Origin of the sequence: Microvirga pakistanensis, assembly GCF_004458765.1 — a bacterium.
GTDB classification, from domain to species: Bacteria; Pseudomonadota; Alphaproteobacteria; order Rhizobiales; family Beijerinckiaceae; genus Microvirga; species Microvirga pakistanensis.
On the sequence record NZ_SPJX01000186.1, the window covers coordinates 50118 to 65648 of the forward strand.

Below are 15531 nucleotides of genomic sequence, written 5' to 3' on the forward strand. Positions count from 1 at the left end.
ACGACCGTCAAGTTAACTTGATCCGCTCAAACCATCGAGAAACTCGCGAAAACGCGAGAAGAAGCCGGAACTCTCCGGATGATTTTCCTTCGAGCATTCCTTGTCGAACTCCTCAAGAAGCTCACGCTGACGTTTGGTGAGCTTCTGCGGAGTTTCCACAACAACCTGAATGTAGAGGTCGCCCACGTCCCGGGAGCGCAGGACCGGCATGCCCTTGCCGCGCAGGCGGAACTGCTTGCCGGTCTGGGTGCCTTCGGGCACCTTCACCAGCGCTTCGGTGCCGCTTAAGGTCGGAACGCTGAACTCGCCGCCGAGCGCCGCCGTCACCATGGAGATCGGCACGCGGCAGAACAGGTCGGCGCCGTCCCGCTGGAAGAACGGGTGAGGCTTGATCGACAGGAAAATGTAGAGATCGCCCGAGGGGCCTCCGCGCAGGCCCGCCTCGCCTTCGCCGGCCAGGCGAATGCGCGTGCCGTCCTCGACTCCGGCCGGAATGTTGACGGAGAGCGTACGCTCCCGGGTGACGCGGCCTGCGCCGCCGCAAGACGGGCACGGGTCGTCGATCACCTCGCCGCGCCCATGGCAGTTCGGGCAGGTGCGCTCGATGGAGAAGAAGCCCTGAGTGGCCCGGACGCGGCCTGCGCCGCCGCAGGTCGGGCAGGTCTTGGGCTTCGAGCCCGGCTTCGCGCCGTTTCCAGAGCAGGCTTCGCAGGTGATGGATGTAGGGATCTTCAGCTCGGCGGTCTTGCCGTGGAAGGCTTCGTCGAGGGTGATCTCCAGATTGTAGCGCATGTCGGCGCCGCGCTCGCGTCCGCCGGCGCCGCGACCCCGGCCGCGTCCGCCCGCATCACCGAAGAAGTTCTCGAAGATATCCGACATGAAGTCGGAGAAATCGCCGTTGAAGCCTGGTCCGCCCGGTCCACCGCCATTGGCGAAGGCCGCGTGGCCGTAGCGATCGTAGGCCGCGCGCTTCTGCGCGTCGGAGAGGGTCTGATAGGCCTCGTTGATTTCCTTGAATTTGACCTCGGCTTCGTGGTCGCCCGGGTTGCGGTCCGGGTGGTATTGCATCGCGAGCTTACGGAAGGCGGATTTCATTTCCGCTTCGGTCGCGGTCCTCGCAACGCCGAGGACGTCGTAGTAGTCGCGCTTGGACATGTCAGGCGCCCCTGGGAGCAGTCGGTCGCTCCGTCATGCTGCCGATCCGGGTCGATTGCATCTGCGGCTTCATTGCTTCCTCACTCCGGCTCGGAGCGTTCCGTTCACAGGCCGAGGCATCGCTGATATCGGGCGGCAGCTCGTTCATTCGTGGTGGGCCTCTCAAGCCCGTTTCATGAAAACGGCACCCGGCCATGAACCGGGTGCCGAAGATCGTCAGAAGGTGCGCATGATCCTTACGCGCGCTTCTTCTTGTCGCCTTCGTCGACTTCCTGGAAGTCGGCGTCGATGACGTCGTCCTTCTGGGCGTTGTCGCCGCCTTCGGGCTGCTCGCCGGGCTCGCCGGCGGCCGCTTGAGCCGCGTACATCGCCTCGCCCAGCTTCATGGAAGCCTGCATCAGGTCCGTGGTGCGGGCCTTGATGACCTCGGAATCCTCGCCGGCGAGAGCCTGCCTGAGCGCGTCGATGGCGGTCTGGATGCCCTGCTTGTCGGATTCACCGACCTTGTCGCCGTACTCGGTGAGCGACTTCTCGGTAGCGTGAATCAGGCTTTCGCCCTGGTTCTTCGCCTCGACGAGTTCGCGGCGCTTCTTGTCTTCCTCGGCGTGAGCCTCGGCGTCCTTCACCATCTTCTCGATGTCGGCGTCCGACAGGCCGCCGGAGGCCTGGATGCGGATCTGGTGCTCCTTGCCGGTGGCCTTGTCCTTGGCCGTGACGTTCACGATGCCGTTCGCGTCGATGTCGAAGGTGACCTCGATCTGCGGCACGCCGCGCGGTGCGGGCGGAATGCCCACGAGGTCGAACTGGCCGAGCAGCTTGTTGTCCGCCGCCATTTCGCGCTCGCCCTGGAAGACGCGGATCGTCACCGCATTCTGGTTGTCTTCCGCGGTCGAGAAGACCTGGCTCTTCTTCGTCGGGATCGTGGTGTTGCGCTCGATCAGGCGGGTGAACACGCCGCCGAGGGTCTCGATGCCGAGCGACAGCGGGGTCACGTCGAGGAGCAGCACGTCCTTCACGTCGCCCTGGAGCACGCCCGCCTGGATCGCCGCGCCGATAGCCACGACTTCGTCCGGGTTCACGCCCTTGTGGGGCTCCTTGCCGAAGAAGTTCTTCACCACTTCCTGGATCTTCGGCATGCGGGTCATGCCGCCGACCAGGACAACCTCGTCGATGTCGCCGGGGTTGATGCCCGCGTCCTTGAGGGCCTTGCGGCAGGGCTCGATGGTCTTCTGCACGAGGTCGTCCACGAGCTGCTCGAACTTGGCGCGCGAGAGCTTGAGGGCGAGGTGCTTCGGACCCGACGCATCCGCCGTGATGTAGGGGAGGTTGATCTCGGTCTGAGCGGCCGAGGACAGCTCGATCTTCGCCTTCTCGGCGGCTTCCTTCAGGCGCTGAAGGGCGAGCTTGTCCTTGGTCAGGTCGATGCCCTGCTCCTTCTTGAACTCGGCCGCCAGGTACTCGACGAGGCGCATGTCGAAGTCCTCGCCGCCCAGGAAGGTGTCGCCGTTGGTGGACTTCACCTCGAACACGCCGTCGCCGATCTCGAGGACCGACACGTCGAAGGTGCCGCCGCCGAGGTCGTAGACCGCGATCATGCCGGACTGCTTCTTGTCCAGGCCGTAGGCCAGGGCCGCAGCGGTCGGCTCGTTGATGATGCGCAGGACCTCAAGGCCGGCGATCTTGCCCGCGTCCTTGGTGGCCTGGCGCTGGGCGTCGTTGAAGTAGGCGGGAACCGTGATGACGGCCTGCGTCACCGGCTGGCCGAGATGGGCCTCCGCGGTTTCCTTCATCTTCTGGAGCGTGAAGGCGGAGATCTGTGAAGGCGAGTAGGTCTTGCCGTCCGCCTCGACCCAGGCGTCGCCGTTGCCGCCCTTCACGATGTGATATGGAACGAGGCCCATGTCCTTCTGGGTCATGGGGTCGTTGAAGGTGCGCCCGATCAGGCGCTTGATGGCGAAGAAGGTGCGCGACGGGTTCGTGACAGCCTGGCGCTTGGCCGGCTGGCCGACGAGGCGCTCGCCCTCGTCCGTGAAGGCCACGATGGACGGGGTCGTCCGGGTGCCTTCGGAATTCTCGATGACTTTGGGCGTCGTGCCTTCCATGACAGCGACGCAGGAGTTTGTGGTGCCGAGGTCGATACCGATGACCTTACCCATGGCGGGATCCCTCACTTTCAAGCAGACCGCCGAGCCCTAAAAGCAGCCCGGCCCATGGCTTACATGTTGATTGACGAAACAGGTCGGCCCCTGACCGGAGCCCCCTGCTGGCGCTGATATAAGAAGGGGTTTTAAGCGCTGCAAGACGATGTTGAGGGCTTGTTTCGCTCAATTCATCGGGGACAGGCCGTGTTGCATCGCTGTCACAAGGGCCAACCTGCAGGGGGCAGACCCCTTCAGGACCTCTCCGGTTCCGGCCCTTCCGTCATGCCCGGCTCAAGGCCGGGCCCGACGGGCGAGGGTGCCTCGCCGCATCGGCACAGGACCGGTGATGCCGCCGGTGGGGGCAACTCACCAAGTGCGCCCCGCTTCCCACCCCAGGATCGCCTGCTTGCGGGTGAGCCCCCAGTGATAGCCGGTGAGCGCGCCGGAGCGGCCGAGCACCCGGTGGCAGGGGACCACGAAGGAGACCGGGTTCTTGCCCACCGCCGCGCCCACGGCCCGGCAGGCGGCGGGCTTGCCGATGTGGCGGGCGATGTCCGAATAGGTGGTGGCCTTGTCGCGGGGGATTCGCAGCAGGGTCTGCCAGACCCTCACCTCGAAATCCGTGCCGATCAGGACGACCCGCAGGGGCTGTTCCGCCTCCCACCGGGACGGATCGAAGATTCGCCGGGCCAGGGGCGCGGTGCCGGCATGATCCTCCACGTAGAGCGCCTTCGGCCAGCGGCGGGTCATGTCGGCGAGCGCCGCCTCCCGGTCGCCGTCATCCACGAAGCCAAGGCCGGCGAGCCCCCGCTCGGTCGCCACCAGGATCGCCTCGCCGAAAGGGGAGGGGTGGAAGCCGTAGCGCATGGCCAGGCCCGCGCCGCCGGCCTTGTAATCCCCCGGCGTCATGGCCTCGTGGGTCACGAAGAGATCGTGCAGGCGGGCCGGGCCCGAGAGGCCGACCTCGTAGGTCACGTCCAGGACGCTCGCCGAGGAGGCGAGCAGCGCCTTGGCGTTGTCCAGGGTGATCGCCTGGAGGAAGGCCTTGGGGCTCAACCCCGCCCAGCGCCGGAAGAGGTGGTGCACATGGGTGGTCGAGAGGCCGACATGGTCGGCGATGGCCTCCAGCGAGGGCTGCTCGCGCCAGCGCTCGGAGATGAACGCGATGATCCGGCGCACCCGCTCGTAATCGGCTTGCGGGCCCTCCGGCACGTCGATGGCGGCGGGTTCGATGGTGATGTCGCGCAGGGTGTCAAGCATGGCGTTGTCCTCTTGCTGACACTCTAGGAACTTCCCGGAGGAGGCGACACCCGATTCCTGCGGCGTTGGGGAAAGTCCAGGCCTCAATAGCCGCGCTTCACGTCCGAGAGCGCCCGGCCGAAGGCGTCGGCGAAGGTTTCCCGTTCCTCCGGCGAGAGATCGCGGGCGATCACCACGCGCTGGTTGCGGGACGTGAGCGCCAGCTTCTGCAGGCCGAACTCGTCGTCGACCTCGCGGTCGAGCCGGGTCCAGAGGGGGTTGAACTGCCATTCATGCGTTTCCCCCCGGTCGCTGACCTTGCGCAGCAGGAGCCGGATCGGCGTCAGCTCCAGGAGCTCGAAGGCCCGGCCTTGCCGGTAGCTGATGCGGAAGGCGATGAAGAGGCCGAGAAAGTCCAGGCCGAAGAAGCCGGCGACGGGCCAGAAGCCCATGATCACGAAGGGCAGGCTGGCAACCACGGAAATCAGGCAGACCAGAATCATCAGGATCCTGAATCCCTGCGGGCTCAAGGACCGGTGCGGGCGGATGACGGCCGTGAACACCGGTTTTTCGAACCGGTCGGCTTCGTCCTCAAATGTCGCCTTGCTGCCTGCCATGGTCCAGATATAACGCGGGAATGTCCGATCTGAAGCAGCCCAGCCGTCGCAAGCCTCCGTCGAAGCCCGCCGTGCCCGCGAAGGCCGTCGGGAAAGCCTTGCGCCTGCGGGCGCCCAAGCCCGTCGACCGGGCCACCATGATCGAAATCTTCCGCCGCCTCAAGGAGGCGAACCCCGAGCCCAAGGGCGAACTGGATTACACCAACCCCTATACGCTGCTCGTGGCCGTGGCGCTTTCCGCCCAAGCCACGGATGTGGGCGTCAACAAGGCGACGAAGGGACTGTTTGCCATTGTCGATACGCCGGAAAAGATGCTGGCCCTCGGCGAGGAGGGGCTTCGTCAGCACATCAAGACGCTGAACTTCTTCAACACCAAGGCGAAGAACGTCATCGCCCTGTCCCGGCGCCTCGTGGAGGAGTTCGGCGGCGAGGTGCCCCATTCCGTCGAGATCCTGGAGACCCTGCCGGGCGTGGGCCGCAAGACCGCCAGCGTGGTGGTCAACATCGCCTTCGGCGATCCGCGGGTGGCGGTGGATACGCATATTTTCCGGGTCACGAACCGGCTGCCTCTCGCCGTCACCAAGACGCCGCTCGATACGCAGGAAGCGTTGGAGAAGCTGATCCCGGACGAGTACCGGCTCCACGCCCATCACTGGCTCATTCTGCACGGGCGCTACATCTGCAAGGCGCGCAGGCCCGAGTGCTGGCGCTGCCCGGTCAACGATCTGTGCCGCTATCCGGACAAGACCATTCCTTGACGGTCAGCCTCATCCCCGGCGGCTGCGCACCAGCCGAGAAGGGGATCCACTCCCATGCACAGCGCTTTGGATTCCCTTCCCCTGCGAGGGCTTCGCCCTCTCCGGCCGGGAATGACAAGGTGGGTTAAGGCCTGAGACAGCGCGGAGCGCCCGGCACGCAGGCGATGCCGGGCGTCGAGCAGGCAAGTCCCTGCAGGGTGCGGGCGCAGACGATGCAGCCGTCGGTCCACTCGGAGCAGGCAGGCTCGGGCCCAGTCCGTCGGTCCTGGTCCGGAGTCCCGAGGACGGCTACGAGCACCGCCAGCACCGTCATGACCAGGGCCGCCAGGATGGCGAGCGAGACGGCGAGGGCTTCGTCACGTTGGGGCACGGTTCACCCGAAGGCGATGAGGCCGGCAAGCCCTGCCGCCCCGAGGATGATCCGCCAGTAGGCGAACGGCGTGAAGCCGTGGCGGGAGACATAATCGAGCAGGGTCTTCACCACGACGACGGCGGCGATGAAGGCCGCGATGAAGCCCGCCACGATGGTGACGGCGTCGTTGGCCGTCAGGATCTTGTAGTTCTTCAGGAGATCGTAGGTGAAGGCTCCGGCCATGGTGGGCATGGCCAGGAAGAACGAGAATTCCGCCGCGGCCCGCTTCGAGGCCCCCATCAGCATGGCGCCCACGATGGTGGCGCCCGAGCGGGACACGCCGGGGATCATCGCGAGGCATTGGAGAATGCCGATCTTGAGATACATCGACAGGGGAAAGCGGGTGGCGTCGTCCCGGGTGGCGTTGAGGGGCATGCGGTCGACCAGGAGGAGCACGAAGCCGCCCGCGATCAGGGTCATGCACACGATCCAGGGGTCGAAGAGCACCTCCTTGATGAAGCCGTGCAGCACCGCGCCGATGAGCGCGGCCGGCAGGAAGGCGATCACGACGCCCACCACGAAGCGCCGCGCGTCCGGATCGTGCGGCAGGGCCTTGGCGATGGTCCAGAGCTTGTTGAAATAGACCGAGAGGATCGCCAGGATCGCGCCGAGCTGGACCAGCACCTCGAAGGTCTTTCCGGTGGATTCGAACCCCAGGAAGTGCCCGACGAGAAGCAGGTGGCCGGTGGAGGAGACGGGCAGGAACTCGGTCAGCCCTTCGATGAGGCCCAGGAAGAGCGCCTCGATGATGTTCGTCATCGTTGAAATTCCTTGAAACGGCGCCAGATGCAGGGGCGCTCCCGGACGTGTCAAGAAAGCATTGCACCGCCAAGGCCGTCTTCATGCGTCTGGAACATGAGATTCACCAAAATTCCTTACCGCCCGTTAACAGGACGCGGCCTTATTCTCGCCGCCTGTTTCGCGCTCACATAGTTCATGGCCACCCTGCATTCCTATCCCTTTTGCCCGCATTCGCGGTTTGCGCGCCTGATCCTAGCGGAAACGGGTCTGGCGGCGGACCTCGTCGAGGAGAAGCCGTGGGAGCGGCGCATTCCTCTTCTGGAGGTGAACCCTGCCGGGAATCTCCCTCTGCTGGTGGATGACAGTGGCCTGGCCGTGCCCGGGGCACGGGGAATTGCGGATTACCTCGATGATGTTCGGGGGGACATGCTGAGCGACCGCAGGCTTCTGCCGCAGGGGCTCGAGCAAAGGGTGGAGGTTCGGCGCCTGCTCGACTGGTTCCTGGGCAAGTTCCACGAGGAGGTCTCGGAGTATCTTGCCACAGAAAAGATCTACAAGCGGTTCATGCCGGCCGAACTCGGCGGCGGTCCCCCCGATATGGGGGCGATTCGCGCGGCGCGGACCAATGTGCGATATCACTTGAAATATATCGGTTTTCTGATTTCCAAGCGGAATTGGCTGGCCGGCGACCAGATGACCTATGCGGATCTGGCGGCGGCTGCCCATCTCTCGGTGGTGGATTATCTCGGCGACGTGCCATGGGACGAGAACGAGACGGCGAAATACTGGTACGCCCGGGTGAAGTCCCGGCCGTCCTTTCGCGCGCTCCTGGCCGACCGGGTCCCGGGGATGGCGCCGGCGGAACACTACGACGATCTGGACTTTTGAACGGCGAAGCCTTGAAGCGCGCCTTCGTGGAGCGCGCCAAGCGGATCGGCTTCGACACGATCCGCATCACAGCCCCGGATGCCATCCCGCTCGCGCCGGAGCGCCTGAAGGCATGGCTGGAGGCCGGCCATCACGGCTCCATGGACTGGATGGAGGACACCGCCGAGCGTCGCGCGGATCCGCGCGCGCTCTGGCCCGACGTGCGCAGCGTCATTCTGCTGGGGGTCAATTACGGTCCGACCGGCGATCCGCTGGAGACGCTCGCGAAGAGGGATCACGGATCGATCTCGATCTATGCGCGCAACCGTGACTATCACGACGTGATCAAGGGGAAGCTCAAGGAGATCGCGGGCTTCCTCGCGTCAAAGGCATCCTCCGACGTGAAGGTGTTCGTGGATACGGCGCCGGTCATGGAAAAGCCCCTGGCCGAAGCGGCCGGCCTCGGATTCCAGGGCAAGCACACGGTCATCGTCTCGCGCGAGTTCGGCAACTGGCTCTTCCTGGGCGCGATCTTCACCACGGCGGAGCTGCCCGTCGACGAGCCGGAGCGCAACCATTGCGGTTCGTGCCGCCGCTGCCTCGACATCTGCCCGACGAACGCCTTTCCGGCCCCGTTCCAGCTCGATGCGCGGCGCTGCGTGTCGTATCTCACGATCGAGCACAAGGGACATATTCCGGAGGAACTGCGCCCCGGCATCGGCAACCGCATCTTCGGCTGCGACGATTGCCTAGCCGTCTGCCCATGGAACAAGTTCGCGCGGGCAAGCCGCGAGGCGAAGCTGATGCAGCGGGACGATCTCGTGGCCCTGCCGCTCGCGGAATTGGCGCGGCTCGACGATGCCGCCTTCCGCGCCCGCTTCTCCGGCACGCCCGTCAAGCGCACCGGGCGCGACCGCTTTCTCCGAAACGTCCTTATCGCGATCGGCAATTCAGGCGATGCCGCTCTGGCCGATGAGGCCGTGCGCCTTCTCGACGATCCCTCGCCCCTCGTGCGGGCCATGGCGGTCTGGGCCATCGGCCGTCTGCTTCCGCGAGAAGCCGCCGCGTCGCTCGGGGCGGGCCGCTTCGAGCACGAGAGCGATGCGGATGTGCGCGAGGAATGGAGCCGGGTGCTTGCATTGCCGGAAGAGGCGGCTGCGTGAGGCTGCTTCTCGCCGGGACATCGACGTCTGCGCCTGCGCTCACGCCGCGTGGCGGTTCGCGTTGGGGCCGAAATGGTCGATGTAGCGCGGATTGATCGCCGAGACGGGGAGAACGACGAGCACGTCCGTGGTGCCGAATTGCGGGTCGATCACGGCACCTGTTCCGAAGGTGGCGCCAAGGCGTAGATATCCCTTGACCAGCGGCGGCAAGGCATGCAGGGCGGCTTTGGGGTCGACGGCCTCCTTCGGGAGAACGTCCATCCGCGTGAAACGCTCGGGCAAGGCCCTGGCCTGCCACTCGGGGGGCGCCGCCGCGTAGTGATGGAGGAAGCTCAGGGGGAGGGCGAGGTCCTGCGGGTTCGTGCCTTCCAGGCTCGCGCAGCCGATCATCACGTCGATCTTGTGATGGAGCACGTAGGTCCAAATCCCGTGCCACAGCAGTTCGACCGTGCGCTTGTTGCGGTAGGGCTCGAGCACGCAGGAGCGGCCGAGTTCGAGAAATCGCAATGAAGCATGCGCCTTCAGCAGCGGAGCGATGTCGTATTCGCCGCGGGTGTAGAAGCCCTGATGGCGTTCCGCCACATCCTGGCGCAGGAGGCGATAGGTGCCGACCACTTTCGGCTTGGCGCGCCGCAGAGGTCCCGCCTTCCCGTCATGGTCGAGAACGAGAAGATGGTCGCAGACGGCATCGTATTCATCCACATCTCGGCGCAAGAGCAAGGCCGTTCCCTTGGGCACGGCCGACATCTCCTCGTAGAAGACCTTGAATCGCAATTTTTGCGCCTGGCGAATCTCCCGGACCGTCGTCGCGAGACGCACTTCCAGGGAGCCGATCCGGCCGAGCACGGGGTCGAGGTCGCCATAGCTGCGGAGGGTCCTCCTCACCATCGTCCGCAAGCTCTTCAAAGCGGGAGCCAGCGTGGGTTTCATGGACGCTGCCATTCCATTCCGCAGGAAAGTCGTCATCGCGCTCTCGTGGGCCGGTCGGTCGGTGGTTGTGCCGGTCTTGCGCGGTGACATAGCCATCTTTTCATACCGTTATGTGACGCAATCTATCACAATCGAAGTGGGATTTCACAAGAATGCCTCGTTGATCCCAGGGGTCACGCCGCAGAGCGGCGGTCCGCATGGGCTCGGTAGGACAGGGCCTCGGCCACATGGATGCGTCGGACGTGCTCTTCTCCATCGAGATCGGCGAGCGTCCGGCTGACTTTCAGAACCCGGTGGAAGCCGCGCGCCGAGAGGCGCATGGCATTGGCGGCATCGCGGATCAGGGAGAGCCCGTCCGGATCCGGCTGCGCCACGTCTTCCAGAAGACCCGGCGGGCAGGCGGCATTGGTCATGACGCCGGTCGCTTTCAGAGCGGAATAGCGCTTCTCCTGGCGTTCGCGCGCCGCCGCCACCCGGGCGGCGATTTGGGCCGAGCCCTCTTTCGGGGGTGGCAGAATGAGGTCGGTTGCGGTCACCGCGGGCACATCGATGGCCAGATCGATGCGGTCGAGAAGGGGTCCGGAGAGACGCGCCTGGTATTGGGCGATGCACCGCTCGTTCGGCTGGCGCCGGCAGACATAGCCGGGCTCCGTTCCCTGTCCGCAGCGGCAGGGATTCATGGCGGCGACGAGCTGGAACCGCGCCGGATAGGTCACCCGGTGATTCGCCCGTGCGATCAGGATCTCCCCCGTCTCCAGGGGCTGGCGCAGGGAATCGAGCACCTGTGGCTGGAACTCGGGCAATTCGTCGAGGAAGAGCACGCCATGGTGGGCAAGCGATGCCTCGCCGGGTCTGGCGTTGAGCCCACCGCCGACGAGGGCCGCCATGGAGGCGGAATGATGCGGGGCCCTGAAAGGCCGCCGGTTCGAGAGCGCGCCGTTCGCCAGGAGGCCCGCCACCGACTGGATCATGGAGATCTCCAGGAGCTCGCGGGGCGAGAGCGGCGGCAGGATCGAGGGCAGGCGCTGGGCCAGCATGGACTTGCCCGCGCCGGGAGGTCCGCTCATCAGCAGGTTGTGCCCTCCGGCAGCCGCGATCTCGAGGGTTCGCTTGGCGCTTTCCTGGCCCTTGATGTCGCGAAGATCCGGCAGGGCATGGGTGGCCGGCATGATGGCGGGCTCCGGCCGGCGCATCACCTGCGTGCCCTTGAAATGGTTCGCGAGCTGGATCAGAGAGCGCGGCGCGAGGATCTCGAGCTCGCTGCTGGCCCAGGCCGCTTCGGGGCCGCAGGGTTCCGGACAAACGAGTCCGTGCCGCTGCTCCACGGCGGCCATGGCGGCGGGCAGAACGCCGGCCACCGAGGTGATGGAGCCGTCGAGGGCCAGCTCCCAGAGGACCGTGAAGCCCCCAAGGGCATCTTCCGGGATGGCTCCGATGGCCGCCATGACCCCCAGAGCAATGGGGAGATCATAGTGGCTGCCTTCCTTGGGAAGGTCGGCCGGAGCGAGATTGACGGTGATGCGCTTGGCCGGAAGCGCCAGCCCCGAGGCGAGGAGGGCCGAGCGCACCCGCTCACGGGATTCCGCCACGGCCTTGTCGGGCAGGCCAACGACCGTGAAGGCCACCGTGCCCGAGGAAATCTGCACCTGAACGTCAACCGTGCGCGCTTCGATTCCCTCGAACGCAACCGTGGAAACGCGCGTGACCATCCGACTCGAACTCCCAGCAAGCCATGGCAACTCTAGCGCGAGCGTCCGAAACTGAATAGTGTTTCAACTGATCGAGCCTGACTGCGAAAAGCCTTGTGAAACAGGCGGAACCCTCTGGACCTTATGGCGTTAAGTCACACTGTGCCGGGGAAATGGGCCAAGCCCATTCAAGGGGGATTGTTCCGTGACAAGAGAAGCGATGATGGCCGGACCCGATGCGGGGGCGGCTCCATTCCAAGCGCGCGAGCCGGCAGGGCTCCCGAGCGCATGAACCGGACAGCCATGCCCTCTCGACCGGCGCTGTCCTGCAAGGTAACCGTCCTTCCGGTGCGGCAGCAGCGCGATACGTATCGTGGTCGCCATCCAACGGCATCGAAGCAAACCATCTTTGACGATATGCATAATCAACAGCCCGGGAACCAGTTGACTTGGTACGCGCGAAAGCCAGGTAAAACAGCTGAGTTTATTGGATCTCTCATGCTGCAGGATGCCAAGGAGGCACGGGTTGAGTAACGTGAAGCCTTTGCGCATCCTCATCGTCGAGGACGAGTTCCTGATTGCGCTGGAACTCGAGAGTCTCCTTCAGGATGCGGGACACGATGTGGTCGGAATCGCCGCCTCGTCCCATGAAGCCATCGCTCTCGGCCAGCAACTCGCGCCCGATCTCGCATTCGTGGACATCCATCTGGCCGATGGCCTGACCGGGATCGACGTCGCCCGCAGCCTCTCGGACCAGCATCATGTGACCGTGCTGTTCATGACCGCCAATGCCAAGCGCATTCCTGAGGATTTCGCCGGAGCCCGCGGCGTGATCGCGAAGCCCTATACCGAGCGTGGCGTGAGGGAGGCTCTGGCCTATGTCACCGCCGAGCAGGAGCAGGAAGCGGGCGGCACGGACCGGATGACGTTCATCCCCTTCGACGCGAAGAGCCGCGGCGACAGCAGCTCCAAGCGGTCCTGAGACCTTTCCTCTATCGTTGAGCCTTCAGGCGGTAAAGCGCTTCAAGCGCTTCACGCGGAGTCATCTGGTCGGGATCGAGAGCTGCGAGGCTCTCGCGCAGAATATCCCGTTGTGGGGCAGGGGGCGGCTCGGAGCGGGCCGGCACGGCAAACAGGGGCAGGTCGTCGACGAGTGCCCGCTTCGGGGCCTCCCGATTCGAACGCTCCAACTCGCTCAGGATGATCTTGGCCCTTTCGACCACGGCGGATGGAAGGCCCGCAAGGCGCGCCACCTGCAGTCCGTAGGAGCGGTCGGCGGCGCCGGGCACCACTTCGTGGAGGAACACCACGTCTCCGTTCCACTCCGTGACCTTCAGGGTTGCGTTGGAGATGCGCGGCAGCCGCTCGGCAAGGGCCGTCAGCTCGTGGAAATGCGTGGCGAAGAGCGCGCGGCAGCGATTGGCCTCGTGCAGGTGCTCGATGGCGGCCCAGGCGATGGACAGGCCGTCGAAGGTGGACGTGCCGCGCCCGATCTCGTCGAGGATGACGAGGGAGCGGGCGGTGGCCTGATTGAGGATGGCCGCCGTCTCCACCATCTCGACCATGAAGGTCGAGCGGCCGCGGGCGAGATCGTCGGCGGCGCCCACGCGGGAGAAGAGGCGGTCGACGACTCCGATATGCGCCTCCTGCGCGGGGACGAAGGATCCCATCTGCGCCAGGACCACGATGAGCGCATTCTGGCGCAGATACGTGGATTTGCCGCCCATGTTCGGTCCGGTGATCAGCAGGATGCAGCCCGCATCCGTGCCCGAAAGGTCGGCGTCGTTGGCGATGAAGGCGGTTCCCTCCCGTTTCAGGGCGGCCTCCACGACCGGATGGCGGCCGCCCTTCACCGTGAAGGCAAGGCTCGTGTCGATGGTGGGGCGGGTCCAGTTGAGGCGCACGGCGAGATCGGCGAGGGCGGCCGTCACATCGATCACGGCGATCGCCTCGGCGGCCGAGGCGACTTCGCCCGAAAGAGCGAGAAGTTCCTGCGTCATCTCGTCGAAGAGGCCGAGCTCGATCTTCAAGGCACGATCGGCCGCGGACGCGATCTTCGATTCCAGCTCGCCCAGTTCCTGCGTGGAGAAGCGCATGGCGCCCGCCATGGTCTGGCGGTGGATGAAGGTGTCCTTGAAAGGCTCCTTCAGCAGGTCCTCGCCCACGTTCTGCGGCACTTCGACGAAATAGCCGATCATGTGGTTGTGCTTCACGCGCAGGGTGCGGCAGCCCGTGTCGTTCGCGTATCGTGCCTGAAGCGCCGCGATGAAGCGGCGGGAATCCTGCTGAAGCTCGCGCAGTTCGTCGAGACCGGAATCGTATCCGGCGCGAACGAAACCGCCGTCGCGCTTGAGCAGCGGCAGTTCATCCGCGAGCGCCGCCGCGAGCCTGTCCGCCACATCCGTGCGCAGGGATTGAAGCTGCTGCGCATTGGCCAGCAGCTCCCTCGGCAGATTGGGCGCGATGGCGAGCTCGAGCCCCAGTTCGCGCGCGGCGAACAATCCGTCGCGCACGCAGGCCAGGTCGCGCGGCCCGCCGCGCCCGAGGCTCAGGCGGGACAGGGCCCGCGCCAGATCCGGCGATCGCTTGAGAATGCGTCGCAGGCGCTCGCGCAGATCCCCGTTCTCGATCAGGAAAGCCACCGCGTCCTGCCGCTCGCGGATCAGGCCGGCATCGGTGAGGGGGCCCGCCAGCCGCTCCGCGAGGCAGCGCGCACCGCCCGGGGTCACCGTGCAGTCGATCGTGGCAAGCAGGCTGCCGGCGCGCTCGCCGGACAGCGTACGCGTGATTTCGAGATTGGCGCGGGTCGCCGCGTCGATGGCAAGCGCCGCGCCCGCGGTCTCGCGGGAAGGAGGGTTGAGGACCGGGCGACTGTCGATCTGCGTCTTCTCGATATAGAACAGCACGCCGCCGGCCGCGGTGATCTCGGCCGGGCCGAAGGACCCGAAGGCGTCGAGCGTCGCGACGCCGAAATACTCCTTCAGCCGCCGCTCGGCAGAGGCCGGATCGAGGCCGTCCCGGGAAAGCGGCGTGATCGCCGCCCGGGTCTCCCGCCAGAAGCCGGAGAGTTCCGGATCGTCGTGGATGACGTCGGGCACCAGGATCTCGCTGGGCTCGAAGCGGGCGATTTCCGCTGCCAGCCCCGAGGCATCGGTCTCGCTCACCACGAAGTGGCCCGTGGAGATGTCCACGGCCGCAAGGCCGTAGCACCATTGCGTATCGGAAACACGGCGGCGGGCCAGGCCCAGCAGGAAGTTGGCGCGGCCCGGCTCCAGCAGGCGCTCCTCGGTGATGGTGCCCGGGGTGACGAGGCGCACCACGTCCCTGCGCACCACGGATTTGGATCCGCGCTTCTTGGCCTCGGCCGGGTCCTCGGTCTGCTCGCAGACGGCCACCCGGTGGCCGAGGCCGATGAGCCGCTGAAGGTAATCGTCCGCCCTGTCCACGGGCACGCCGCACATGGGGATGTCCTGCCCCAGATGCTTGCCCCGCTTGGTGAGCACGATCCCGAGCGCCTGGCTGGCGATTTCCGCATCCTCGAAGAACAGCTCGTAGAAATCCCCCATCCGGTAGAACAGCAGGCTGTCCGGGTTGGCGGCCTTGATCTCGATGTATTGCGCCATCATGGGCGTGACGCGAGCGTCCTGCCCGGGCTTCTGGCCGGCGGGATCGGTCTGATCGGTTCTTTCGGAGGATCGGTACAGGGCTTGGGACGACATCCGCCCTATGTAGCAAAGCCTGCTCTCCCTTTCATCCGTATCCTGGCTGTCGGGCGAGGGGTGTGCACAAGTCTTGAGACAAGCTGCCCCAGGCCTTATGG

Annotated in this window: 13 protein-coding genes; 4 read left to right on the forward strand and 9 right to left on the reverse strand. The window is 65.7% G+C overall.

From position 1 onward, the window contains the following. Positions 1-12: 12 nt before the first annotated feature. The 4 genes from dnaJ to E4K09_RS11120 all read right to left on the reverse strand — a co-directional run bounded on the left by dnaJ (position 13) and on the right by E4K09_RS11120 (position 5152). Positions 13-1155, reverse strand: coding sequence for a molecular chaperone DnaJ (gene dnaJ, locus E4K09_RS11105; RefSeq protein WP_134496921.1), 1143 nt, complete (start codon positions 1153-1155; stop codon positions 13-15). 236 nt (positions 1156-1391) lie between these two features. Continuing rightward, positions 1392-3311, reverse strand: a complete 1920-nt coding sequence (dnaK, locus tag E4K09_RS11110; RefSeq protein WP_134496923.1) for a molecular chaperone DnaK — start codon at positions 3309-3311, stop codon at positions 1392-1394. 351 nt (positions 3312-3662) lie between these two features. Then, complete coding sequence (locus tag E4K09_RS11115) at positions 3663-4556, reverse strand: methylated-DNA--[protein]-cysteine S-methyltransferase (protein WP_134496925.1); 894 nt, start codon at positions 4554-4556, stop codon at positions 3663-3665. A gap of 83 nt (positions 4557-4639) precedes the next feature. Further along, a complete protein-coding gene (locus E4K09_RS11120) occupies positions 4640-5152 on the reverse strand; it encodes a DUF2244 domain-containing protein (RefSeq protein ID WP_134496927.1) in 513 nt (170 codons plus the stop codon). Between the two features lie 20 nt (positions 5153-5172). On the opposite strand from E4K09_RS11120, the gene nth reads away from it, so the two are divergent. Further along, positions 5173-5910, forward strand: a complete 738-nt coding sequence (gene nth, locus E4K09_RS11125) for an endonuclease III (RefSeq protein WP_134496929.1) — start codon at positions 5173-5175, stop codon at positions 5908-5910. 124 nt (positions 5911-6034) lie between these two features. Here the strand turns inward: nth and E4K09_RS11130 are convergent, their stop codons facing one another. Together E4K09_RS11130 and E4K09_RS11135 are read right to left on the reverse strand one after the other, a co-directional pair. Next, complete coding sequence (locus E4K09_RS11130; RefSeq protein WP_134496931.1) at positions 6035-6280, reverse strand: hypothetical protein; 246 nt, start codon at positions 6278-6280, stop codon at positions 6035-6037. A gap of 3 nt (positions 6281-6283) precedes the next feature. Continuing rightward, positions 6284-7081 carry an undecaprenyl-diphosphate phosphatase gene (locus E4K09_RS11135; RefSeq protein WP_134496933.1) on the reverse strand — a complete coding sequence of 266 codons (798 nt, stop codon included), beginning with the start codon at positions 7079-7081 and terminating at the stop codon, positions 6284-6286. 177 nt (positions 7082-7258) lie between these two features. Between E4K09_RS11135 and E4K09_RS11140 the strand changes: the two genes are divergently transcribed. Together E4K09_RS11140 and queG are read left to right on the forward strand one after the other, a co-directional pair. Beyond that, entirely contained in the window at positions 7259-7951 is a 693-nt protein-coding gene (locus E4K09_RS11140) for a glutathione S-transferase family protein (RefSeq protein ID WP_134496935.1), read from the forward strand. Next, a complete protein-coding gene (queG, locus tag E4K09_RS11145; RefSeq protein ID WP_134496937.1) occupies positions 7948-9093 on the forward strand; it encodes a tRNA epoxyqueuosine(34) reductase QueG in 1146 nt (381 codons plus the stop codon). The genes E4K09_RS11140 and queG overlap by 4 nt, the downstream gene beginning before the upstream one ends. A gap of 39 nt (positions 9094-9132) precedes the next feature. On the opposite strand, the gene olsB is transcribed toward queG, so the two are convergent. Both olsB and E4K09_RS11155 read right to left on the reverse strand, forming a co-directional pair. Then, positions 9133-10059 (reverse strand): l-ornithine N(alpha)-acyltransferase, encoded by a 927-nt coding sequence (gene olsB, locus E4K09_RS11150; RefSeq protein ID WP_193557275.1) that lies wholly within the window; start codon positions 10057-10059, stop codon positions 9133-9135. 137 nt (positions 10060-10196) lie between these two features. After that, positions 10197-11732, reverse strand: coding sequence for a YifB family Mg chelatase-like AAA ATPase (locus E4K09_RS11155; RefSeq protein WP_134496941.1), 1536 nt, complete (start codon positions 11730-11732; stop codon positions 10197-10199). 487 nt (positions 11733-12219) lie between these two features. Between E4K09_RS11155 and E4K09_RS11160 the strand changes: the two genes are divergently transcribed. Further along, positions 12220-12693: a response regulator gene (locus E4K09_RS11160; RefSeq protein WP_134496943.1), complete on the forward strand. Its 474-nt coding sequence runs from the start codon at positions 12220-12222 to the stop codon at positions 12691-12693. Between the two features lie 10 nt (positions 12694-12703). Here E4K09_RS11160 and mutS read toward each other — a convergent pair whose 3' ends face one another. After that, on the reverse strand, positions 12704-15430 hold the full coding sequence (mutS, locus tag E4K09_RS11165) for a DNA mismatch repair protein MutS (protein ID WP_134496945.1): 2727 nt from the start codon (positions 15428-15430) through the stop codon (positions 12704-12706). Positions 15431-15531 lie beyond the last annotated feature (101 nt).

Bases quoted from the DNA above. Each gene is read 5' to 3' on its own strand.
- dnaJ (WP_134496921.1), bottom strand. From the start codon at position 1,155: ATGTCCAAGCGCGACTACTACGACGTCCTCGGCGTTGCGAGGACCGCG.
- dnaK (WP_134496923.1), bottom strand. From the start codon at position 3,311: ATGGGTAAGGTCATCGGTATCGACCTCGGCACCACAAACTCCTGCGTC.
- E4K09_RS11115 (WP_134496925.1), bottom strand. From the start codon at position 4,556: ATGCTTGACACCCTGCGCGACATCACCATCGAACCCGCCGCCATCGAC.
- E4K09_RS11120 (WP_134496927.1), bottom strand. From the start codon at position 5,152: ATGGCAGGCAGCAAGGCGACATTTGAGGACGAAGCCGACCGGTTCGAA.
- nth (WP_134496929.1), top strand. From the start codon at position 5,173: ATGTCCGATCTGAAGCAGCCCAGCCGTCGCAAGCCTCCGTCGAAGCCC.
- E4K09_RS11135 (WP_134496933.1), bottom strand. From the start codon at position 7,081: ATGACGAACATCATCGAGGCGCTCTTCCTGGGCCTCATCGAAGGGCTG.
- E4K09_RS11140 (WP_134496935.1), top strand. From the start codon at position 7,259: ATGGCCACCCTGCATTCCTATCCCTTTTGCCCGCATTCGCGGTTTGCG.
- olsB (WP_193557275.1), bottom strand. From the start codon at position 10,059: ATGACGACTTTCCTGCGGAATGGAATGGCAGCGTCCATGAAACCCACG.
- E4K09_RS11155 (WP_134496941.1), bottom strand. From the start codon at position 11,732: ATGGTCACGCGCGTTTCCACGGTTGCGTTCGAGGGAATCGAAGCGCGC.
- E4K09_RS11160 (WP_134496943.1), top strand. From the start codon at position 12,220: ATGCCAAGGAGGCACGGGTTGAGTAACGTGAAGCCTTTGCGCATCCTC.
- mutS (WP_134496945.1), bottom strand. From the start codon at position 15,430: ATGTCGTCCCAAGCCCTGTACCGATCCTCCGAAAGAACCGATCAGACC.